Origin of the sequence: Streptomyces sp. YPW6, from assembly GCF_018866325.1 — a bacterium.
Classification (GTDB): Bacteria; Actinomycetota; Actinomycetes; order Streptomycetales; family Streptomycetaceae; genus Streptomyces.
Window position 1 is genome coordinate 4,049,383 of sequence record NZ_CP076457.1, and the last position, 22,595, is coordinate 4,071,977.

Genomic DNA, 22,595 nt, shown 5'->3' on the forward strand with positions numbered 1-22,595 from the left:
GTCAGCCGACGGCCCCGCGGGACCCCCAGGGCGGCCCCGCCGTCCCGGTCAGGCCCGGAACCCGGGAGACCGGCGGCGGGGCGGGCGCACGGAACGTACCCGCCGTCCCGTGGTTCAGCCCTGGGGACCGGCGGCGGGCGGGCGCATGGAACGTACCCGCCGTCCCGTGGCTCAGCCCTGGGCGACCAGCAGCGGGCGGGCCCGTTCCCGCAGCTCCGCGACGCGGGGCTCGTCCCCGTACGGCTCCAGGCGGTGCAGCAGGTCGCGTACGTACTCCGTGGTGCGGGCCGAGGAGATCCGGCCGGCGACCTCCACCGCCCGGGTGCCCGCGGCGCAGGCCGCGTCCAGGTTGCCCGACTCCAGCTCGGCGACGGCGGAGACGACGAGCCGCAGTCCGTGGCTCCGGACGAACTCCTCGGTCGGCCGGGACAGCGCCTGTTCGGTGAAGCGGCGCACCTGGCGGGGGGCCTTCAGGTCCCGGTAGCACTCGGCGGCGTCTGCGGCGAAGCGGTCGTAGCCGTAGAAGCCGAGCCACGACGGGTCGGCGTCGCCCGCCCGGGACCGCTCCAGCCAGCTCTCGGCGCCCTTGAGGGCGGCCCCCGCGGCCGGTGCGTCGCCGGCCTTCGCATGGGCGCGGGCCTCCACCAGCCGGAAGAAGCTCATGGTGCGGGCGGTGGCGAGACCCCGGTTGCGCTCGACGGCGGCCTGGGCGAGGTCGACGCCCTCGTCGGCGAAACCGCGGTAGGTCGCCTGGAGGGACATCGAGGCGAGGACATAGCCGCCGAGCGGGACGTCGGCGGCGGCCCGGGCCAGGCGCAGGGCCTGGATGTAGTAGCGCTGGGCGGCCTCCTGCTGGCCGGTGTCGAAGGCCATCCAGCCGGCCAGCCGGGTCAGCTCGGCGGAGGCGCCGAACAGCGCCCGTCCGACCTCGTCGGTGTACGAGCCGAGCAGCAGGGGCGCGGCATCGACGCGTAAGCACTCGGGAACCATGGAGGAACGCCAGTCGCCGCCGCCGTACTTGGAGTCCCAGCGCCTCGCGTCCTGGGCCGCCTCGCGCAGCTTCGACACGTCACTGTGGCCGACCCGCAGCGGCGAGGCGTCCGCCACCGCCTCCGGACCCGGCTGTACGGGAACGGAGCCGGCCGCGCCGGGGGTGTGGAGGATCTGTGCGCCCCGGGTGTGCGGTGCGGTCCCCGGTCCTGGGGAACCGGCCGTTCCGCGGCCGTGGGGGCCGCCGTCGCGCGCCCCGAGGATCGCCGCCTGCGCCGCCGTCGGATCCCGGGCCACCGACGGATCGGCGGGGGTTATCAGCCAGCGGGAAGCGGGCGTCGCGTAGGCGCTCACCGAGAAGGATCCCGCCAGGGACTGCCAGATCCCGCCGCCGCCCCGCCGCCCGGCCAGATCCAGCCGGTACAGCTCGGTCGCCGACCGGACCGCCTCGCCCACGTCCCGGGGGAAGGCGAGGCCGACCTCGGGGGCCGGGTCCGCGTCGGCGAGCCCGATCTCGTGCAGCGGGACCGGGCGGCCGAGCTTGGCCCCGATCGCCGCCGCGATGAGATGCGGAGCCGCGCCCTGCGGCACCATCCCCTTGGCGACCCACCGGGCCACCGAGGTCTTGTCGTAGCGAAGTGTCAGACCGCGCTGTGCTCCGAGGTCGTTGACCCGCCGGGCGAGCCCGGCGTTGCTGATTCCCGCGAGGGCGAGAACCGTGCCGAGCTTCTCGTTCGGCCCGCGTTGCTCCCTGGACATGCGCCACCCCTCGACACACAGACGGCCGCCGCGTCACCGAGGACGGCGCGCGGCATTCGTACCGATGCCTCCCCAGGTTCGAACCCTCGTACTCCGCCTGCACACGCATGTGGCCGAGCCCCGAGGAATATGCCCCCCTGTCGAGAACACCAGTAAACCCAGCGTAGTTCTCCCTATCCCTACCGTTAAGGGGCGGACGTCCGGATGGCGGGATTGTTGTCGGTGCGGCCGGTCCGGGGGGCCGGGGCGACGGGGGTGGGCCGGGGCGGGGTGTGCTCCCGGCGTGTGGCCGTGCGCCCGGCCGTGCGCTCTGGCCCGCCCCGTCGCGTGGCGCTTGGCTGAGTCCTGCGTGGGTCGGCCCGCTGCACTGGACTCAGTGGGCTGGGGGAAACCGCCGCTCCATTCCCCGCGGGCGGCGGACCGGTCCGGGAGGTGAGGCCCACCTCCCGGACTGTGCGTGGAGGGGTCGCCAGGGGGGCGCGGCACGGTATGCGTGCGGGGCGGCACTTCGAGAGAATGGCCGAATAGCGACGGTCCGGTGAGGGTCTGGCCAACGGTCCGACTATGGCTGGATATCGACGCTGTTTCCGGGCGGCGCCGGCCCCTCCCCCTCCTCGGGGGGCGGGCCGGGGCGGCGCGGGGGCCGCACGGATAGGCCCGCGCAACTCCCGGAACGGGCACTTCCGTTGCTGTCGCCGCGGTGAAGACCGCGTCGGGCCTTTGCCAGGGGCGCATGCTCTTCCGGCGTGCGCTGCCTGTACACCCTCTCCTGCGGCGTTGTCGTGGCAGCATGTCCCGCAGCGGCGTTCTCGCTCATCTCGTGCGCCGTTTGTCCACAGCCTGTGGAGGCGGCGATGCGTTGGTTGGTGGGATGGAGCAGTATCGCCGCGAGCTTCGGCACCGTCGGCGCCGTCGGAAACAGCGGAGAGGGGCGCACGGTCCACCCCGTGGGCTCCCAACTCCTGTGGGGCGACCCGGATCCGCTGTGGGCGGTCGGCGACTGGCGCCCCGACGAGATCCGCGTCATCGGCGTCGCGACCCCCGAAGGCGCCCCCACCGCCCGCCTCGCGGTCCTGGGCTGCTGCGGCGCCACCGACGAACAACTGCGCGTCGGTCTGCTCTCGGCCCGTGGCGGCGCGATGCGCCATCTCACCGCCTGGCCCGGCAGTTACACCGCCGTCGTCCAGATCGGCCGCCGCATCACCGTCGCGGGCGACCTCGCCGGAGCCCGGCCCGTCTTCCACACCCCCTGGGCCGGCGGCACCGCCTACGCCACCGCCGCCCTGCCGCTCGCCGACCTCATCGAGGCCCAGCTCGACATCGGGCACCTCGCCGCCCTGCTCGCCTGCCCCGAGACCCCCGAAGCCCTCGGCGACGGCACCCCCTACGAGGGCGTCCGGCGGGTCCCGCCGGGCCACGCGCTGATCCTGCGCGAGGGCTCGCGGGAGATCACGGGGTACGAGGCCGTCGCCTCGCTCGCCGTCGCCGCACCCCAGGCCGACCCGGTGCACGCGGTGGAGGGCGTACGGGACGCGCTCGTCGAAGCCGTACGCGCCCGGCTCACGGCCCCGCGCCACGCGCCGGAGAGCATGCCGCAGGACCCGGGGCCCGTCCCCGGGATGGGCCCCGCCGACCGGCGCGCCGCCCGGGGCGGGCCGGTGGCGGGCATCGGCGCCGACCTCTCCGGAGGCAGCGCGTCCGCCACCCTCGCCCTGCTCGCCTCCGGGCTGCCCGGACTGCCCGGCACCCTCCTCGGCCACGGCACCGGCGCGGGGGAGCGGCTGCTCGCCGTCACCTTCAACGACCTCACCACCCGTGGCAACGAGGGCGAGATGGAGCGGGCCCGCTCCATCGCCGCCAATCCGCGCCTGCACCACGTCGTGGTCGCGGCGGGCGAAGAGGCCCTGCCCTACGCATCGTTGGAGACCGGCGCGCTCACCGACGAACCGGCTCCCTCCCTCGTCCTCGCCGAACGCCACCGCCGCCGGCTCTCCGCGGGCAGCGCCGACCACCTCGTCGGGACCGGGGCCCGGCAGGTCCTGGACGCCCACCCGGCCCGCCTCGCCGACCTCCTGATGGACCGGCGCAGACGCCACCTCCTGCGTCCGGTCGCCGCCCTGACCAAGGCCGAAGGCCCCACGGCGCACTCGCTGTTCGTCCCGCTGACGGTCTACCGCGCCGCCCGCCGCCTGGCCCGGACGTCGTACCGCACCGGCCTGGAGTCCGCCGCCGGGCTCCTCCCCGACGCCAACCGCCACGCCCCCGACCTCGCCACCCCCGCCGACGCCTCGCTCGCCGCCCTCGCCTGGTCGCGCCCGGGGCCGGCGGCGCGCTGGCTGACGGGCGAGGCGCTGGCCGAAGTATCGGTTCGGCTCCAGGAGGCGGCGATCCGGCCCACCTCCGTTCAGCGCCCGGGGGAGGCCCGCGCCCGCGCCGCTCTGGCCCGGGGAGCCGCCGACCACCGGATCCTGGAACAGGCCGCCGAGATCCGCAGCCAGCGGCTGCACGCCCCGTTCCTCGACAACCAGGTCGTCCGGGCGGCCCGCGCCCTGCCCGAGTCCCTGCGCGTCCAGCCCGGCGCACGGGCCGCGATCCTGCGCCGGGTGCTCGGCGGGGCGGGCATCCACGATCTGCCGCCCGGCTGGGGCACTCCCTCCCCGGGCATCTCCACCGCCGTCACCCGGACCGGCCTGCGCACCGCGCTGCCCGAGCTGATGGCCCTCTTCGACGCCCCGCTGCTCGCCGACGCGGGCCTGGTCGAGGCCCGGGTGGTCCGCAAGGCCCTGCGCGCCGCCTCGGAGGGCGAGCCGCTGCCCCTGGACGGCCTGGCGGACCTGGCCTCCACCGAACTGTGGCTGCGCCGCCTGGTGACCCGCCGCGGCACCTGCTGGACGGGCACGGCAGCCCCGCGCCAGCGCGCGGTCGCGGGCGGAGTGATCCCCGCCCGGCGGACGCTCCAGCCCTGACCGGAACCCGCCACCCGGAACCCGAGCCGGAACCCGTCATCCAGACCCCGGGTCGCGAACGGCTGCCCGGGAGCCCAGGCCGGGAACGGCTGCTCGGGAGCGCCTGACGGCAGTCGCCTGGTGGGCCTGCGGGGAGGCTGATGTTCGGTGGGCCCAGGCCGGGAACGGCTGCCCGGGAGCGCCTGACGGCAGTCGCTTGGTGGGCCTGCGGGGAGGCTGATGCCCGGGAGCTCAGGCCGGGAACGGCTGCTCGGGAGCGCCTGACGGCAGTCGCTTGGTGGACCTGCGGGGAGGCTGATGTTCGGTGGGCCCAGGCCGGGAACGGCTGCTCGGGACCGCCTGACGACAGTCGCCCGGTAGGCCTGCGAGGAGGCTGATGCCCGGTGAGCCCGCGAGGGAGGGGCGATGCCCGGCGCACGCGCAGAGGAGGCCGACGCCCGCCGGGTCCGTATCGGAGTCGCCGCGCTGCGCGCCCGAAGAGGGCCCGGCGCCCGGAGGGGCCACCGGAGAAACCCGGCACCCGGCCGCGCTGACCGGCCGCGCTGACCGGGCTGACCGGGCGCGCTGACCGGGCGCGCCGCCGGTGGACCCGTACGGCCGCCCCGTGGCGTGCGTACGGCTCAGGCGCAGCTGATCCGGGACTCCGCCCAGTCGGCCAGGGCCACGCCGCCCATCGGCCCCTGCGGCTCCACCACGAGGCGGATCGAGGACTGGCCCGCGATGCCCACGCTCACCGGGACGGCCGGCTCGCCGCCCTTCATCACCGGTGAGCGCCACAGCCGCGCTCCGTCCCCGTTGAAGACGGAGAAGCGCACCGCGCCGAGGCCGAGCGTCAGGTCGTCCACCCCGACCATGGCCTCGTAGCGGGTGCACGGCCGGTTCAGCCGGATGGTCACCGAGGAGCGGGCGTGCACGGTCACCCCGTGCGCGTAACGCGTGGAAGCGATCGACACGTTCGAACGCTGCCAGATCCAGCTGCTCCGCCCCATCACGACTTCCGGCTCGCTTCGGTCGCCGAACACGGAGTACGCCAACTCGCTGACCTGGTACACCCGCGGAGCGGGTGGCGGCGGCTTCGGTTTCGGCTCCGGCGGCTCGGGCGTCGGCTTCGGGGACGGCGGCGGGGTCGGCGCCGGGGGTGCGGGCTTCGGCGGCGGCTCCGGCGAGGACGGGGGGCTCGGCGTGGGCGTCGGCTTCGGGGCAGGCGCGGCCGCGGCCGGAGGAGGACGGCGCGGGGCGGCCGGAGGCTCCGGAGCAGGCACCGGGGACGGCGGCGGTGGCTCCGGAGCTGGCACCGCGGGTGCCGCGGCCGGGGTTTCGCGACCGGTTTGGGCTCCGGCTCGGGCCGGTCATCGCCGACGAGCGCCCAGACCAGACCGGCCGCGGCGGCCACCGCCACGGCGGCGGCGATCCCCGCCTTGGCGGGCGCGCCGAGCCCTCGGAGGCGGCGGCTCCGCCGGCGGCCCCGCCGGTGGAGGCGGACCCGGTGGCCGCAGCGGCGGCTCCCGCCCCGGCGGCCCCGGCAGCACCGCCGGCCGCGATGCCCGCGGCCTTGAGCGAATACCCGGCGGCGAACCAGCCGATGACGGCGACAGGCAGCAGCGCCGGAATGCCCGCGTTCACATGGTCCAGCTCGCCTGCGGCCACCCGGCACCGGGCGCACGCGTCGAGGTGTTTGCGCAGCCCGCGTTCGGCCCGGGTCCGCAGTCCGCCCCGGGCATGGGCACCGAGCCGGTCGGCATACTGCGCGCAGTCCCCGCCCGTGGTGAGCGCCTGGCTGACGTGGGCCTGGAGATACGCCTGTTTGAGCCCTTCGCGGGCCCGGCTGGCCAGCACGGCGGTGGCGTTGGCGGTGAGGCCGAACAGCGGGGCGATCTCGCTCGGCGACTCCTCCTCCACCGTGGTGTGCCACAGGACCGCCTGCCAGCGCTCCGGGAGGCTCCGGAACGCCTGCATCGCCATCGTCTGCTCGGCTTCGTGCATCGCCAGGACGTCGGCGCCGAGTTCGAGGGTGTCGTCGTCGGAGAGTTCGGAGGAGCGGGTCGCCTGCGTGGCGAACACCGCGAAGTCGTCGACCAGATGCTCCCGCCTGGCACTCCTGGTCCAGGCTGCGGCGACATGGCGGACGGCGGTCATCAGATAGGCCCGGACCGCTTCCGTCGGCCCCTTCCCGCCCCGTACGGCCTGGAGCGTGCGGGCGAACACCTCGGCCGTCAGGTCGTCGGCGGTGTGCGCGTCCCGGCAGCAACTGCGGGCGTAGCGGAGCACGGCGCCCGCATGCCGCCGGAACAGCTCCTCGTAGGCCTGGTCGTCGCCCGCCCGCATGTCCTCGATCAGCCGGGCGTCGGAGAGCCCGGCCTCGGGTGCCCCGCTGCGACCGGCGCGCTGCTGCGGAACCGCGTGCGCGCCGACGCCCGCACCCGCCTCGCCGGACGGGTCCTCCTCGGCGACGGGGGGCCACGGACCGGGCAGGACGGTGCCGCCCTCGGCCTCACCACCCGACGGGCCGCGCCCGGACTGGACCGGCACCTGCCCGGCGGACAGTCCGTCCGCCTTCGTGTCCCCGTCGGCCGCAGCGATCTCGCCGAGCGGCTCTTCCTGCTGCTCGTTACCGCTCATCGCGGAAGCCCCCGTATACACCCTCGGACCCGAATACCGGCCAAGACTGCCACATGGCTCAATCGTGTTGGCCTTTCCGTCCCGCCAACCACTCATCCGGGGAGATTCCCCGAATGTGAGTACGGGAGACCCCTCTTTCGGGGAATCACTGCCCGTTGATTCCTCCGAGCGGCAGGGAGGAGCACGGACCGGGGCGAGCAGTGGGCGGCACAGCCGCCGCTCGCCCCCGCTCGCACCGGCCACCGGTGACGGACCCCGGCCGGGCGGGGACCAGCCGGGCAGGGACCGGCCGGGCCGGGACCGGGACGAACGGACCGGGACAACCCGGCCGCCCGGGACGAGCGGGCCCGGGACGAGCGGGCCCGGGACGAGCGAACTTGGGCCACCGGGCCACCGGGCTGGAGCAACCGGACCGCCGGGACAGAGGGGCCGCCGGTACGAGCGGGCCTCAGGCCCCGGCCGTCACGCCGGCCGCGACCGCAGGCCCTCCAGCAGGATGTCCAGCAACCGGGCCGAAGCCGCGGCCTGCTGAGCGGCGTCCGGCAGCGAAGGCGCCGCCGTGGCGATGACCAGCAGCACATCGGCCACCGTCACATCCCGGCGCAGCTCACCCGACTCCCGCGCCCGGTCCACCAGCCGGCCGACGACCTCCAGCAGCTCGACCGCGCCGGTCTCCTCGCCGAGGCCGTCCAGCCCGTCACCGCCCCCGGCCGGGCGGCGGTCGGCGACACGTATGTCGCCCTGACCCACGCCCTGCCGCTGCTGCGGAACCCGGGTCTCGTCCACCGAGTCCGGCACCGGAGCCGCCGGCACACCCGGCTGCTCCTCACCATCGACCCCGACCCGCAGCACCTGCGGCGGCAGCAGTCTGCCCGCGCCCGACGCCACCGACGTACGCAGGAAGCGGGACAGCGCCGCCCAGGGCTTCTCCTCCTGGCCCAGCGCCGTACGCGCCTGCTCGGTCAGCCGGGCCGTCTCCTCCTCGGCTATCCGGCGCACCAGCACGTCCTTGCTCGGGAACCGCCGGTAGACGGTGCCCACGCCGACGCGTGCGCGACGGGCCACGTCCTCCATCGGGGCGCCGTAACCCAGCTCCCCGAACACCTCGCGGGCCGCCCGCAGCACATGCTCCAGATTGCGCTGTGCGTCGACCCGCAGCGGAGCCGAGCGCGGAGCGCCCGCGGCTCCCGTCGTCGCCGTTCCCGTGGTCGTCGCCCCGCTGGGGCCCGGCTCGGCAGGGGCCGAGCCCAGCGTCGCCGCACTCACCGCGGCCGCGGAACGAACAGCGTCGGCCGAGCTCATGACGCCCAGCGCGCCCACCGAGCCGAGGCGTCCTCTGTCCTCGGAAGCGCGCGAGAGGGCGGTCTGGCCATGAGTATCCTGAATATGCATAAATTCCCCCGGTTATGACGTCTCCCCCCCGGGAGACTTCCCGCCGTTTCAGCCGGGGAGCTGAGCACAACGAAATCCGCACCCGGCACCCGACGGGTTACGAACATAGTTGAGCCCGCGTCAATTCAGAAGGGGGTTGTTCCGCAGGGGACACCCCCCGATCGGACCACGATCCGGTCGGCGCCGGGCCATCGCCCCGTCACCCACCCCGTGCGTAGCGCCTGACCTGCACGGCTGCCACCCCCCACCACCGGCTGACCCCGAGCTCCGGGGCCGGACCTCCGGTCACACAATTTGCCGGGCCTGTGGACAAACCAAGGACTCCGTTGCGTCATGGGGTGGTGATGGCTCCAGATTCCCGGGGGACGACCCCCGGCACCCGGCCAGGTGTGCGCATTCTCGTCGTCGGCGGCGGCTACGTCGGGATGTACACAGCGCTGCGTCTCCAGCGGAAGCTGAAGCAGAGACTGAGGAGCGGCGACGCCGAGATCGTGGTCGTCACGCCCGAGCCCTACATGACGTACCAGCCCTTCCTCCCCGAAGCGGCGGCCGGCTCGATCTCCCCGCGCCACGTCGTCGTGCCCCTGCGCCGGGTCCTGAAGGACTGCACGATCGTCATCGGTGAGGCCCAGCGCGTCGACCACGCCAAACGGACCGCGACCGTCACCACCCTCGCCACCGGCGAGGACGGCACCGGGGCCCTGGAGATCGGCTACGACGAGATCGTCATCGCCCCCGGGTCCGTGTCGCGCACCCTGCCGGTCCCCGGTCTCGCCGACTTCGGCATCGGTTTCAAGACCGTCGAGGAGGCCATCGGGCTGCGCAACCACGTCATCGAGCAGATGGACATCGCCTCCGCCACCCGCGACCCCGCGATCCGCGACGCCGCGCTCACCTTCGTCTTCGTCGGCGGCGGCTACGCGGGCGTCGAGGCGCTGGCCGAACTGGAGGACATGGCCCGCTACACGGCCCGCTACTACCACAACATCAAGCCGGCCGACCTGAAATGGATCCTCGTCGAGGCCTCCGGGCGCATCCTCCCCGAGGTCGGCGAGGCCATGGGCACCTACGCCATCGGCGAGCTGCGGAGCCGGAACATCGACGTACGCCTGGAGACCCGCCTCGACACCTGCGAGGACCGCGTCGCCGTCCTCAGCGACGGCTCCCGCTTCCCCACCCGCACCCTCGTCTGGACCGCGGGCGTCAAACCGGCGCCCCTGCTCGCCGCCACCGACCTGCCTCTCACCGGACGCGGCCGGCTCCACTGCACGGCCACCCTCGGCGTCCAGGACATGCCGCACGCGTGGGCCGCCGGCGACGCCGCGGCCGTACCCGACCTGACCGCATCCGAACCCGGCCGCGAGACCGCCCCCAACGCCCAGCACGCCGTGCGCCAGGCGAAGGTCCTCGCCGACAACGTCCTCGCCTCCGTCGACGGCAGGCCGCTCACGGAGTACCGCCACGCGTACGCCGGTTCGGTCGCCTCCCTCGGCCTGCACAAGGGCGTCGCCCACGTTTACGGCCGCAAGCTCAAGGGCTACCCCGCCTGGCTGATGCACCGTACGTACCACCTCAGCCGGGTACCGACGTTCAACCGGAAGGCGCGCGTCCTTGCCGAATGGACCCTGTCCGGACTCTTCAAACGCGAGATCGTCTCCCTCGGCTCGCTGGAGCACCCCCGCGCCGAATTCGAACTCGCGGCGGGCGGCGGCCTCTCCGGCACCCCCGGACTGCCCGGCCCCAGCCGCCCGAAAGGCCCCGGAGAACCGCCGAACGGCCCTGGCGGACCGCCGAAAGGCCCCGGACAACCGTCGAGTGACGCCGGAGAACCCCCGGGAGACGGCCGGACCGACGGCTGACCGCCCTGCCGGAACGACAGCTGACGGACCGTTCACCGAGCGGCCCGGCGGCAACTGTCAGTACGGTCGGTCACACTGGACGTGTGACCATAGGTGGGCCCACACCTGCACAGAGTGACCCGGTCGGCAGTAACCATCAGTGACCAGCAGCGACGCACCAACAGCACGACGAGGCCCGGCTGCGCCTTCCCGGGGGCACGGCCCCCGGAGCCCCGAACACGGCCGAGGAAACGGCAGAAGAAGCAGCCCGCCCGAGCGGACCAGACCGACACACGAGGCCAGAAATACCGTGAACTTCACGCGTTGGAGCGCCCGCCTCCCCGGAACGCAGCGCAGAGCCGCCGCGCGGGACGACCGCAGTCCCGTGCCGGCCGCCCGAGCCGAGCACGCCCGGCCGGAGGGCACGCCCGCCCAGCCGGACGACACCGCCCCGGCGCCTTCCGGCACCGCCACGACGGAGGGCCTCCCCGGGCCCGCCCTCGACGACCTCTCCGCCCGCGAGATCCTCGGCCGGCTGCCCGCCCCCGTCGCCCTGCTGCACGGCCCGGACCACCGTGTCGCGTACGTCAACGACGCCTACGAGGCCGCGTTCGGCCCCCGCCCCTCCGGTGTCCCCGCCGCGGAGGCCTTGCCCGAGCTCGACCGGCTCAGCGTCCTCCCGCTGCTCGACCAGGTCCTGCGCAGCGGCACCCCCCGTACGGTCAAGTCCCGCAGGACCACCGAGGGCGGCTCGTACACGGTGACCTGCACCCCGATCGCCGGAGATGACGGCGTCCTCGTCTACGCCGCCGACGTCACCGACCACGCCGAAGCCGCCGAGCGGCTGCGCACCAGCGAGCGCCGCCAGCGCGAAACGGCCGTCACCCTCCAGCGCTCCCTGCTCCCCCAGGAGCTGGAACAGCCCGACGACCTGCGCATCGCCGCCACCTACCAGCCCGGCGGCACCGACGCCGCGGTCGGCGGCGACTGGTACGACGTCATCACCCTCGGCGCGGGCCGCACCGCCCTCGTCATCGGCGACGTGATGGGCCGAGGGGTCCGGGCCGCCGCCGTGATGGGCCAGCTCCGCACCGCCGTCCGCGCCTACGCCCGCCTCGACCTCCCGCCGCACGAGGTGATCCAGCTGCTCGACGGCCTCGCCGCCGAGATCGACGCCACCCAGATCGCGACCTGCGTCTACGCCGTCCACGATCCGAACGAGGGGCAGCTCGTCTACGCCTCCGCCGGACACCTCCCGATCCTCGTCCGCGACGAGGACGGCACCGTCCACCGCGCCGCCGACCCCACCGGCCCACCCCTCGGCACCGGCGGCTGGGTCCACACCTCGGGCACCATCGCGCTGCCACCCGGCTCCACCGCTGTCCTCTACACGGACGGCCTGGTCGAACGCCGCAGCGAGGACATCGACGAGGGCGTCGACTCCCTGTCCCGGGCCCTCGCGGGCGCCAAGGGGTCACCCCAGGTGGTCTGCGACCGGCTGATCCGCTCCCTCGGCGTGACCGCCGAGCACGACGACGACGTGGCGGTCCTGGTCGTCCAGCACCCCGCCCGTACGGGGACGAACGCGGAGCTGTTCCACAACGCCGCGCTCGAACTCCTCGGCGGCATCGAAGCCGCCCCGCGCGCCCGCGCCTTCGCCACCGGAGTCCTGACCTCCTGGCGCTTCCCGGTCGAACTCCGCGATCTCGGCGTCCTCGCCACCAGTGAGCTCGTCGCGAACTCCCTCCAGCACGGCACCCCGCCGATGCGCCTGGGGCTGCGCCGTACGGACCGGCGGCTGATCATCGAGGTCACCGACGGCGACGACCACCTGCCGCGCCGCCGTCAGGCAGAACCGGCCGACGAGGCGGGACGCGGCATCTCGATCATCGCCACGATCGCCACCTCGTGGGGCAGCCGGCGCACACCCGGCGGCGGCAAGGCGGTCTGGTGCGAGTTCGCCCTGCCGCGCTGAACCGGGCGGCAGGGCGCACGGAACAGGACGACAGGGCGAACCCTCAGCAGGTCAGGTCAGCGACCGGCGGAAGCGGGGGTGGGAGCGGGAGCGTCTGAGGACGAGGTGCTCCCGGTGGCCACCGCGGCATCCGGCCCCGCGGGCAGGGACACCGCCACGACCCGCGAGGGAACAACTGCCAGCGACGGCTGATCCTGTACGGGGGTGAGCCGGCGCCCCAGCCGCAGCGCGAGCACCGTGATGCCCAGCGAGAACAGCACGAACGTCACGATGTACGGGCCGTGCAGCGAAGCCCCCATCGGCCCGCCGACGGCCGGACCGACCGCCAGCGCGAGCTGCTTGCACAGGGCGAACGCCGAGTTGTACTGCCCGACCATCGACTCCGGCGCCAGATCGGCGACCAGCGGGGCGACGGTGGGCGACAGCATCGCCTCACCCAGCCCGAACAGCGCGTACGTCGAGATGAACGCGGCCGTCGCCATGGCCTGGCTGCCGTGGCCCAGCCCCGCGTACCCCGCCACGACCCAGGCGAACGCCCAGATGAGCCCGACGGCGGCGATGACGCGGGTGCGCCGCCGCCGCTCCACGAGCCGCAGCACGACGAACTGCGCGACGACGATGACCGCGGTGTTGGCGGCCAGCGCGAAGCCGAGGGTCGACGGCTCGATCCCGGCGGCCTCCGTGCCGTACGCGGCGAGCCCGGACTCGAACTGCCCGTAGCAGGCGAAGAACAGCACGAAACCCAGCACGCACAGCTGCACCATGGCCCGGTGCGAGAGCAGCGCCCGCAGCCCGCCGCCCGGGGCAGCGGCGTCGCCCGAGGGCCGGTCACCGCCGAGGGAAGCCGTACGGGGCATCCGCACCGTGGCGACGACGACGCCGAGCACCACGAACATCGCGGCCTCGATCAGGAAGAGCATCGTGAAGCTCGCCGGACGGTCCACGTCCACGAGCTGTCCGCCGACGAGCCCGCCGAGGCCGAGCCCCAGGTTCTGGAGGAAGAACTGCATGGCGAAGGCGCGCGTACGGGTCGCGGTGCTGGAACACCACACGAGCATCGTGGCGAGGGCGGGCTGCATGACAGCGGTGCCAGCACCCAGAACCGCGGCGGCCATGACGGCGGCCGGAACACTGCCGGCGAACCCCAGAGCAGCCGCACCCACGGAAGCGAGGGCGGACGCCGCCAACAGCACGGGCAGGGGCCCCCGCCGGTCGATGGCCCGCCCGGTGAACGGCAGAACGGCCAGCGCTGCCATCGCGAAGACCGCCAGGACGACTCCCGCCGTCCCGGCGCCCAGATCCCGTACCTGCGCCACGTAGACGTACAGATACGGAACGGTGAACCCGAGCCCGAACGCGCTCAGCGCGCTGCCCAGCTGGATCCGCCGCAGCGCTGCGCCCATCTCCCTGGTCACACTCACCTACCTCAAGATCTTGAAGGAATCAGACTCGAAGACTTTAGCACTAAACTTCGAAGGTGAAAACTTCAATCTGAAGGACTTCAAGGGTGGTGGGGCGTGCCATACTGCCCGCCATGTCCGAGAGCACCGAGGAGCCCGGCCCCAGCGAGCCGAGCCTCGACGAACAGATCGCCGCCTACCAGCGCGAGTTCCGCGACCTCGACCCCCAGGTCGAGCAGGTCGTCTCCGCGCTGGGCCGCCTGAACCGCAGGATGAACGTCGCGTACGGGAGGCAGGTCGCGGCGCTCGGCATCAGCAACGCCGAGTGGGAGGTCCTCAAGACCCTGGTCCTCTCCGGCGCCCCCTATCGGCTGGGACCCGGTGAGCTCGCCAAGCGCCTCGGCCTCACCCCGGCCGCCATGACCCACCGCATCGACCGGATGGCCGGGGAGGGCCTGGTCACCCGCGACCGCGACGAGAACAACCGGGTCCGTGTCATCGTCGAGCTGACCGACGAGGGGCGTGCCAAGTGGCTCGAGGCGATGCGCATGGCGACCGACTTCGAGGAGGACCTCCTCCAGGACCTGTCCGGCGACGAGCGCGGTGTGCTCGGCGAGCTGCTGGTCCGGCTCCTGCGCCGCGTGGAGCACGCCCAGCCGGACGCCGGCGGCCGGCTCTCGGACCTGGACTGACTGAGGGCTCAGGCAGCGGCGGCGCGGAGTTCGCCGGGGGTCGACGAGGTCACCGGGGGAGGGTTGACACACCCCTGGTGGATCCGTAAACTTCTCCGAGTTGTCACGGAGCCGGATGGTTCCGGGGCAGCCAATCCCGCCGCGAACGCGGCAACCAAACTTCAGCACGATCTCCCACTCGGGATGATTTCGGCATGCCGGAATTCATGACGATGGCTCGATTATGAGCCGCCGGGACAATCCGCTAGAGTTTGAGCGTCGGAACGGCCCAACAGCCGGGAAGACGAACCCCGCTGACTGGGAATCAGGCCCGAAAGGATCTGATAGAGTCGGACTCGCCGGAAAGGGAAAGCGCGAAAGCGGTGGACCTGGAAAGCGAAACTGCACGGCCCGCTTCGACCGGGAATCGGACACGAAAGAGTCTGATAGAGTCGGAAACGCAAGACAGCAGGACAAAGAAGAAAACGAAGGGAAGCGCCCGGAGGGCCCCGGTGATACGGGACCGAAGGAAGCGTCCGTTCCTTGAGAACTCAACAGCGTGCCAAAAGTCAACGCCAGATATGTTGATACCCCGTCTCCGGCCGTTTTGGTCGGGACGCGGTTCCTTTTGAAATACACAGCGAGGACGCTGTGAACAACGGGTCTTATTCCGACCGGTTGTTCCGCTCTCGTGTGTGTGCACCCGATCACGGGTAAACATTCACGGAGAGTTTGATCCTGGCTCAGGACGAACGCTGGCGGCGTGCTTAACACATGCAAGTCGAACGATGAAATCACTTCGGTGGTGGATTAGTGGCGAACGGGTGAGTAACACGTGGGCAATCTGCCCTTCACTCTGGGACAAGCCCTGGAAACGGGGTCTAATACCGGATACCACCCTGTCCCGCATGGGACGGGGTTGAAAGCTCCGGCGGTGAAGGATGAGCCCGCGGCCTATCAGCTTGTTGGTGGGGTAATGGCCTACCAAGGCGACGACGGGTAGCCGGCCTGAGAGGGCGACCGGCCACACTGGGACTGAGACACGGCCCAGACTCCTACGGGAGGCAGCAGTGGGAATATTGCACAATGGGCGAAAGCCTGATGCAGCGACGCCGCGTGAGGATGACGGCCTTCGGGTTGTAAACCTCTTTCAGCAGGGAAGAAGCGCAAGTGACGGTACCTGCAGAAGAAGCGCCGGCTAACTACGTGCCAGCAGCCGCGGTAATACGTAGGGCGCAAGCGTTGTCCGGAATTATTGGGCGTAAAGAGCTCGTAGGCGGCTTGTCACGTCGGATGTGAAAGCCCGGGGCTTAACCCCGGGTCTGCATTCGATACGGGCTAGCTAGAGTGTGGTAGGGGAGATCGGAATTCCTGGTGTAGCGGTGAAATGCGCAGATATCAGGAGGAACACCGGTGGCGAAGGCGGATCTCTGGGCCATTACTGACGCTGAGGAGCGAAAGCGTGGGGAGCGAACAGGATTAGATACCCTGGTAGTCCACGCCGTAAACGTTGGGAACTAGGTGTTGGCGACATTCCACGTCGTCGGTGCCGCAGCTAACGCATTAAGTTCCCCGCCTGGGGAGTACGGCCGCAAGGCTAAAACTCAAAGGAATTGACGGGGGCCCGCACAAGCAGCGGAGCATGTGGCTTAATTCGACGCAACGCGAAGAACCTTACCAAGGCTTGACATATACCGGAAAGCATCAGAGATGGTGCCCCCCTTGTGGTCGGTATACAGGTGGTGCATGGCTGTCGTCAGCTCGTGTCGTGAGATGTTGGGTTAAGTCCCGCAACGAGCGCAACCCTTGTTCTGTGTTGCCAGCATGCCCTTCGGGGTGATGGGGACTCACAGGAGACTGCCGGGGTCAACTCGGAGGAAGGTGGGGACGACGTCAAGTCATCATGCCCCTTATGTCTTGGGCTGCACACGTGCTACAATGGCCGGTACAATGAGCTGCGATGCCGCGAGGCGGAGCGAATCTCAAAAGCCGGTCTCAGTTCGGATTGGGGTCTGCAACTCGACCCCATGAAGTCGGAGTTGCTAGTAATCGCAGATCAGCATTGCTGCGGTGAATACGTTCCCGGGCCTTGTACACACCGCCCGTCACGTCACGAAAGTCGGTAACACCCGAAGCCGGTGGCCCAACCCCTTGTGGGAGGGAGCTGTCGAAGGTGGGACTGGCGATTGGGACGAAGTCGTAACAAGGTAGCCGTACCGGAAGGTGCGGCTGGATCACCTCCTTTCTAAGGAGCATCTAGATTCCGCAAGGAATCCAGAGCCACTACGTCGGCAGATGTCCGACGGTGGTCAGCTCATGGGTGGAACGTTGACTATTCGGCACGATGATCTGGTTGTCACTAGTACTGCTTCGGCGTGGAACGTGGTGAGGGATCGGTTGTGTCGGGCACGTTGTTGGGTGTCTGAGGGTACGGCCGTAAGGCAGCCTTCTGATCCGGTCCCAGTGAACTCGTCTGCAAGGGCGGGGTGGTGGGTGGCTGGTCGTTGTTTGAGAACTGCACAGTGGACGCGAGCATCTGTGGCCAAGTTTTTAAGGGCGCACGGTGGATGCCTTGGCACCAGGAACCGATGAAGGACGTGGGAGGCCACGATAGTCCCCGGGGAGCTGTCAACCGAGCTGTGATCCGGGGGTTTCCGAATGGGGAAACCCGGCAGTCGTCATGGGCTGTCACCCGCTGCTGAACACATAGGCAGTGTGGAGGGAACGAGGGGAAGTGAAACATCTCAGTACCCTCAGGAAGAGAAAACAACCGTGATTCCGGGAGTAGTGGCGAGCGAAACTGGATGAGGCCAAACCGTATGCGTGTGATACCCGGCAGGGGTTGCGTATGCGGGGTTGTGGGATCTCTCTGTCATGGTCTGCCGGCTGTGAGACGAGTCAGAAACCGTTGGTGTAGGCGAAGGACATGCGAAAGGTCCGGCGTAGAGGGTAAGACCCCCGTAGCTGAAACATCAGCGGCTTGTTTGAGAGACACCCAAGTAGCACGGGGCCCGAGAATCCCGTGTGAATCTGGCGGGACCACCCGCTAAGCCTAAATATTCCCTGGTGACCGATAGCGGATAGTACCGTGAGGGAATGGTGAAAAGTACCGCGGAGCGGAGTGAAATAGTACCTGAAACCGTGTGCCTACAAGCCGTGGGAGCGTCGCTGGCAGCACTTGTGCTGTCAGTCGTGACTGCGTGCCTTTTGAAGAATGAGCCTGCGAGTTAGCGGTGTGTAGCGAGGTTAACCCGTGTGGGGAAGCCGTAGCGAAAGCGAGTCCGAACAGGGCGTTTGAGTTGCACGCTCTAGACCCGAAGCGGAGTGATCTAGCCATGGGCAGGTTGAAGCGGAGGTAAGACTTCGTGGAGGACCGAACCCACCAGGGTTGAAAACCTGGGGGATGACCTGTGGTTAGGGGTGAAAGGCCAATCAAACTCCGTGATAGCTGGTTCTCCCCGAAATGCATTTAGGTGCAGCGTCGTGTGTTTCTTGCCGGAGGTAGAGCACTGGATAGGCGATGGGCCCTACCGGGTTACTGACCTTAGCCAAACTCCGAATGCCGGTAAGTGAGAGCGCGGCAGTGAGACTGTGGGGGATAAGCTCCATGGTCGAGAGGGAAACAGCCCAGAGCATCGACTAAGGCCCCTAAGCGTACGCTAAGTGGGAAAGGATGTGGAGTCGCAGAGACAACCAGGAGGTTGGCTTAGAAGCAGCCATCCTTGAAAGAGTGCGTAATAGCTCACTGGTCAAGTGATTCCGCGCCGACAATGTAGCGGGGCTCAAGCGTACCGCCGAAGTCGTGTCAATCCAGCATGAGGGCCAACGCCCGTTGGGTTGGGTAGGGGCGTCGTGTGCCGGGTGAAGCAGCCGCGGAAGCGAGTTGTGGACGGTTCACGAGTGAGAATGCAGGCATGAGTAGCGATACACACGTGAGAAACGTGTGCGCCGATTGACTAAGGGTTCCTGGGTCAAGCTGATCTGCCCAGGGTAAGTCGGGACCTAAGGCGAGGCCGACAGGCGTAGTCGATGGACAACCGGTTGATATTCCGGTACCCGCTTTGAAACGCCCAGTACTGAATCAGGCGATGCTAAGTCCGTGAAGCCGGCCCGATCTCTTCGGAGTTGAGGGTAGTGGTGGAGCCGATGAACCAGACTTGTAGTAGGTAAGCGATGGGGTGACGCAGGAAGGTAGTCCAGCCCGGGTGGTGGTTGTCCCGGGGTAAGGGTGTAGGACGCACGGTAGGTAAATCCGTCGTGCATGGAGTCTGAGACCTGATGCCGAGCCGATTGTGGTGAAGTGGATGATCCTATGCTGTCGAGAAAAGCCTCTAGCGAGTTTCATGGCGGCCCGTACCCTAAACCGACTCAGGTGGTCAGGTAGAGAATACCGAGGCGTTCGGGTGAACTATGGTTAAGGAACTCGGCAAAATGCCCCCGTAACTTCGGGAGAAGGGGGGCCATTTCTGGTGATAGCACGTGCTGCTTGAGCTGGGGGTGGCCGCAGAGACCAGCGAGAAGCGACTGTTTACTAAAAACACAGGTCCGTGCGAAGCCGTAAGGCGATGTATACGGACTGACGCCTGCCCGGTGCTGGAACGTTAAGGGGACCGGTTAGCTGCTCTTCGGGGTGGCGAAGCTGAGAACTTAAGCGCCAGTAAACGGCGGTGGTAACTATAACCATCCTAAGGTAGCGAAATTCCTTGTCGGGTAAGTTCCGACCTGCACGAATGGCGTAACGACTTCTCGACTGTCTCAACCATAGGCCCGGTGAAATTGCACTACGAGTAAAGATGCTCGTTTCGCGCAGCAGGACGGAAAGACCCCGGGACCTTTACTACAGTTTGATATTGGTGTTCGGTTCGGCTTGTGTAGGATAGGTGGGAGACTGTGAAGCGGCCACGCCAGTGGTTGTGGAGTCGTCGTTGAAATACCACTCTGGTCGTGCTGGATGTCTAACCTGGGTCCGTGATCCGGATCAGGGACAGTGTCTGATGGGTAGTTTAACTGGGGCGGTTGCCTCCTAAAGAGTAACGGAGGCGCCCAAAGGTTCCCTCAGCCTGGTTGGTAATCAGGTGTTGAGTGTAAGTGCACAAGGGAGCTTGACTGTGAGACCGACGGGTCGAGCAGGGACGAAAGTCGGGACTAGTGATCCGGCAGTGGCTTGTGGAAGCGCTGTCGCTCAACGGATAAAAGGTACCCCGGGGATAACAGGCTGATCTTCCCCAAGAGTCCATATCGACGGGATGGTTTGGCACCTCGATGTCGGCTCGTCGCATCCTGGGGCTGGAGTCGGTCCCAAGGGTTGGGCTGTTCGCCCATTAAAGCGGTACGCGAGCTGGGTTTAGAACGTCGTGAGACAGTTCGGTCCCTATCCGCTGTGCGCGTAGGAATATTGAGAAGGGCTGTCCTAGTACGAGAGGACCGGGACGGACGAACCTCTGGTGTGCCAGTTGTTCTGCCAAGGGCATGGCTGGTTGGCTACGTTCGGAAAGGATAACCGCTGAAAGCATCTAAGCGGGAAGCCTGCTTCGAGATGAGTGTTCCCACCTCCTTTGAGGGGTTAAGGCTCCCAGTAGACGACTGGGTTGATAGGCCAGATGTGGAAGCCCGGTAACGGGTGGAGCTGACTGGTACTAATAGGCCGAGGGCTTGTCCTCAGTTGCTCGCGTCCACTGTGTTAGTTCTGAAATAACGAACGGCTGTGTTGTTGTCCGGTTGGTTTGATTGTTTCATAGTGTTTCGGTGGTCATTGCGTTAGGGAAACGCCCGGTTACATTCCGAACCCGGAAGCTAAGCCTTTCAGCGCCGATGGTACTGCAGGGGGGACCCTGTGGGAGAGTAGGACGCCGCCGAACAATTATTGTGGGAGAGCCCCGCACCGTGATGGTGCGGGGCTTTTCTGCGTTCCGGGCCCGGTCCCGGTCCCGCAGACCGGCACGGCACCGCCGGCCCCGCCTACGCCGGGGTGACCAGGCGGGTGTCGTAGGCCAGGATGACGGCCTGGACGCGGTCCCTTGCCCCGGTCTTCGCGAGGATGCGGGTGACGTGTGTCTTCACGGTGGACTCGGCGAGGTGGAGGCGGGCGGCGATCTCCGTGTTGGACCAGCCCTGCCCCATCACGGTGAGGATCTCGCGTTCCCGTTCCGTGAGGGCGGTGATACGCGGGTCCGAGGCAACCCGGGCGCCGGGTACGGCCGGGAGGTGGTGGACGTACGCGTCGAGGAGTCGGCGGGTCAGCGTCGGGGCCACCACCGCGTCGCCGACGGCCACGGCACGGATACCGGAGAGGAGTTCCTCGGGCAGGGCGTCCTTGACCAGGAAGCCGCTGGCGCCGGCGCGCAGGCCGTCGTACGCGTACGCGTCGAGGTCGAACGTCGTGACGATCAGAATGCGGGTGCGGGCGCCCGAGGCGATGATGCGCCGGGTGGCCTCGATGCCGTCGAGACCGGGCATGCGGATGTCCATCAGCACGACGTCCGGGTGGTGACGGGCGACCAGATGCACGGCCTCGGTGCCGTTGCCCGCTTCGCCGACCACCGTCATGTCGTCCTGGCTCTCCAACAGCATGCGGAACCCGAAGCGTTGCATCGGCTGGTCGTCGGCGATGAGTACGGTCGTCACGGGTGTGTGTCCTCCAGAGGAAGGCGGAGCTTTACCTGCCATCCGGCGTGCTCGGGCAGTGGGCCCGCTTCCAGGCAGCCGTCGTAGAGTGCGGCGCGTTCCCGCATGCCCATGATGCCCTGGGCTGCCGACGGTGCTTCCTCCGTATCCGCGGGCGCGGTTCTGCCGGCTCCGGTGCCGGTGTCGGTGACGCGGGCGTCCAGATGCGTGGATGAGTGGGTGAGGGTCACCGTCGCGGACGTGGGGCCGGTGGCGTGCTTGAGGGTGTTGGTCAGGGCCTCCTGGATCACCCGGTACACGGTGAGTTGGCGGCCCGGAGTGAGGGGCCGCGGGCCGGGTTCGCCGTTCAGCTCCAGATGGACGGGCAGCCCCGCCCTGCGTACGCGTTCGACGAGGGGAGCCAGATCATCGAGCGTCGGCTGCGGGGTGCGCTCGGCGTCGGGGTGGTCGTCGCGCAGGACGCCGAGGAGGCGGCGGAGTTCGGACAGGGCCTGCCTGCTGGTCGTACCGATGGCCTCGAGGGCCTGGCTCGCGCGTTCCGGGCTCGTCCGGGCCGCGTACGCTCCGCCGTCCGCGAGCCCCGTGATGACGGACAGGTTGTGGCCGATGATGTCGTGCATCTCCCGGGCGATACGGGTGCGTTCGGCGGCGGCCGCGAGCCGCGCCTGCTGGTCGCGTTCACGCTCCAGCCGGTGGGCGCGTTCGACGAGGGCCTCGGTGTACTCGCGCCGTGTGCGGACCGCGATCCCCAGCAGGATGACGAGGACCAGGCCCCAGATGGACGAGACCACTTCCTGACCCCAGGTGGAGGGGATGCGGACGCCGCCCGACAGGACCGGGACGACGAACAGGAGGGCCGATGCCGCGACCGTACGGAACGAGGAGCGCAGGACGATCTGGAAGACCGGGATCAGCTGGAGGAGGGAGGCCTGCACCACGGCCCCCGTCCAGATGTTGACCACGGATACCGGTGTCATGAGCAGGAGTACGGCCAGGGGGTGCGTGCGGCGCCAGAGCAGCGGCAGGGAGAACCCCAGGCTCATCAGGAGCACCAGGGACTCGGAGGCCGTGACGTCGTCGTGCGCGGTGGTCCGCCAGCCGCCGGAGGTGTAGTCGAGCACCGCGGCCACGGTCCAGCACCCGGTCACCGCCGCGTCCCAGACTCGTGGCCGGCGGCGGTCGAAGGCGCGGAGCCGGTCCAGGCCGTCGCGGACGATCCGGGTGGGGGGAGGAACCGTGCCTTCGGTGCGCCGGTCCTGACCGCGGTCCCGCCGCCGACCGTGGCCGCTGGCCCTGGCTCTGTCCCCGGCCCTGTCCTGACCGCTGTCCTCAGCCGTTTCGCTGTCCGTGTCCCGGTCCCG

At 69.6% G+C, this 22,595-nt stretch carries 9 protein-coding genes, 3 rRNA genes and 1 pseudogene; 7 read left to right on the plus strand and 6 right to left on the minus strand.

Annotated elements, in window-relative coordinates; translation table 11 throughout:
* Nucleotides 1-171: 171 nt before the first annotated feature.
* Nucleotides 172-1,749: a sporulation protein gene (locus KME66_RS17955; RefSeq protein ID WP_073228492.1), complete on the minus strand. Its 1,578-nt coding sequence runs from the start codon at nucleotides 1,747-1,749 to the stop codon at nucleotides 172-174.
* Between the two features lie 854 nt (nucleotides 1,750-2,603).
* Here KME66_RS17955 and KME66_RS17960 point away from each other — a divergent pair.
* Nucleotides 2,604-4,715: an asparagine synthase-related protein gene (locus KME66_RS17960; protein ID WP_216323713.1), complete on the plus strand. Its 2,112-nt coding sequence runs from the start codon at nucleotides 2,604-2,606 to the stop codon at nucleotides 4,713-4,715.
* A gap of 620 nt (nucleotides 4,716-5,335) precedes the next feature.
* Here KME66_RS17960 and KME66_RS17965 read toward each other — a convergent pair.
* Both KME66_RS17965 and KME66_RS17970 read right to left on the minus strand, forming a co-directional pair.
* A pseudogene (locus tag KME66_RS17965) lies at nucleotides 5,336-7,334 on the minus strand (sigma-70 family RNA polymerase sigma factor).
* Between the two features lie 462 nt (nucleotides 7,335-7,796).
* Nucleotides 7,797-8,636, minus strand: a complete 840-nt coding sequence (locus KME66_RS17970) for a TetR/AcrR family transcriptional regulator (protein ID WP_216329433.1) — start codon at nucleotides 8,634-8,636, stop codon at nucleotides 7,797-7,799.
* A gap of 434 nt (nucleotides 8,637-9,070) precedes the next feature.
* Here KME66_RS17970 and KME66_RS17975 point away from each other — a divergent pair, with 434 nt between their 5' ends.
* Together KME66_RS17975 and KME66_RS17980 are read left to right on the plus strand one after the other, a co-directional pair.
* A complete protein-coding gene (locus KME66_RS17975) occupies nucleotides 9,071-10,585 on the plus strand; it encodes an FAD-dependent oxidoreductase (protein ID WP_253208385.1) in 1,515 nt (504 codons plus the stop codon).
* Nucleotides 10,586-10,874: 289 nt separating this feature from the next.
* On the plus strand, nucleotides 10,875-12,539 hold the full coding sequence (locus tag KME66_RS17980) for a SpoIIE family protein phosphatase (RefSeq protein WP_216323716.1): 1,665 nt from the start codon (nucleotides 10,875-10,877) through the stop codon (nucleotides 12,537-12,539).
* Between the two features lie 56 nt (nucleotides 12,540-12,595).
* Here KME66_RS17980 and KME66_RS17985 read toward each other — a convergent pair whose 3' ends face one another.
* Nucleotides 12,596-13,942 carry an MFS transporter gene (locus KME66_RS17985; protein ID WP_216329435.1) on the minus strand — a complete coding sequence of 449 codons (1,347 nt, stop codon included), beginning with the start codon at nucleotides 13,940-13,942 and terminating at the stop codon, nucleotides 12,596-12,598.
* Between the two features lie 131 nt (nucleotides 13,943-14,073).
* On the opposite strand from KME66_RS17985, the gene KME66_RS17990 reads away from it, so the two are divergent.
* From KME66_RS17990 to rrf, 4 genes are all read left to right on the plus strand, one after another.
* Nucleotides 14,074-14,631: a MarR family winged helix-turn-helix transcriptional regulator gene (locus KME66_RS17990; RefSeq protein WP_073228512.1), complete on the plus strand. Its 558-nt coding sequence runs from the start codon at nucleotides 14,074-14,076 to the stop codon at nucleotides 14,629-14,631.
* 699 nt (nucleotides 14,632-15,330) lie between these two features.
* A 16S ribosomal RNA gene (locus tag KME66_RS17995) occupies nucleotides 15,331-16,855 on the plus strand.
* A 295-nt stretch (nucleotides 16,856-17,150) separates the two neighbouring features.
* Nucleotides 17,151-20,270, plus strand: a 23S ribosomal RNA gene (locus tag KME66_RS18000).
* 81 nt (nucleotides 20,271-20,351) lie between these two features.
* Nucleotides 20,352-20,468: ribosomal RNA gene (rrf, locus tag KME66_RS18005) — 5S ribosomal RNA — on the plus strand.
* Together the 16S, 23S and 5S rRNA genes form the textbook arrangement of a ribosomal RNA operon.
* 100 nt (nucleotides 20,469-20,568) lie before the next feature.
* Here the strand turns inward: rrf and KME66_RS18010 are convergent.
* Together KME66_RS18010 and KME66_RS18015 are read right to left on the minus strand one after the other, a co-directional pair.
* Entirely contained in the window at nucleotides 20,569-21,234 is a 666-nt protein-coding gene (locus KME66_RS18010; RefSeq protein ID WP_216323719.1) for a response regulator transcription factor, read from the minus strand.
* Nucleotides 21,231-22,451 carry a sensor histidine kinase gene (locus tag KME66_RS18015; protein ID WP_216329437.1) on the minus strand — a complete coding sequence of 407 codons (1,221 nt, stop codon included), beginning with the start codon at nucleotides 22,449-22,451 and terminating at the stop codon, nucleotides 21,231-21,233. Before KME66_RS18015 ends, KME66_RS18010 begins: the two co-directional genes overlap by 4 nt.
* Nucleotides 22,452-22,595 lie beyond the last annotated feature (144 nt).

Bases quoted from the DNA above. Each gene is read 5' to 3' on its own strand.
- KME66_RS17955 (WP_073228492.1), bottom strand. From the start codon at position 1,749: ATGTCCAGGGAGCAACGCGGGCCGAACGAGAAGCTCGGCACGGTTCTC.
- KME66_RS17960 (WP_216323713.1), top strand. From the start codon at position 2,604: ATGCGTTGGTTGGTGGGATGGAGCAGTATCGCCGCGAGCTTCGGCACC.
- KME66_RS17970 (WP_216329433.1), bottom strand. From the start codon at position 8,636: ATGAGCTCGGCCGACGCTGTTCGTTCCGCGGCCGCGGTGAGTGCGGCG.
- KME66_RS17975 (WP_253208385.1), top strand. From the start codon at position 9,071: ATGGCTCCAGATTCCCGGGGGACGACCCCCGGCACCCGGCCAGGTGTG.
- KME66_RS17985 (WP_216329435.1), bottom strand. From the start codon at position 13,942: ATGGGCGCAGCGCTGCGGCGGATCCAGCTGGGCAGCGCGCTGAGCGCG.
- KME66_RS17990 (WP_073228512.1), top strand. From the start codon at position 14,074: ATGTCCGAGAGCACCGAGGAGCCCGGCCCCAGCGAGCCGAGCCTCGAC.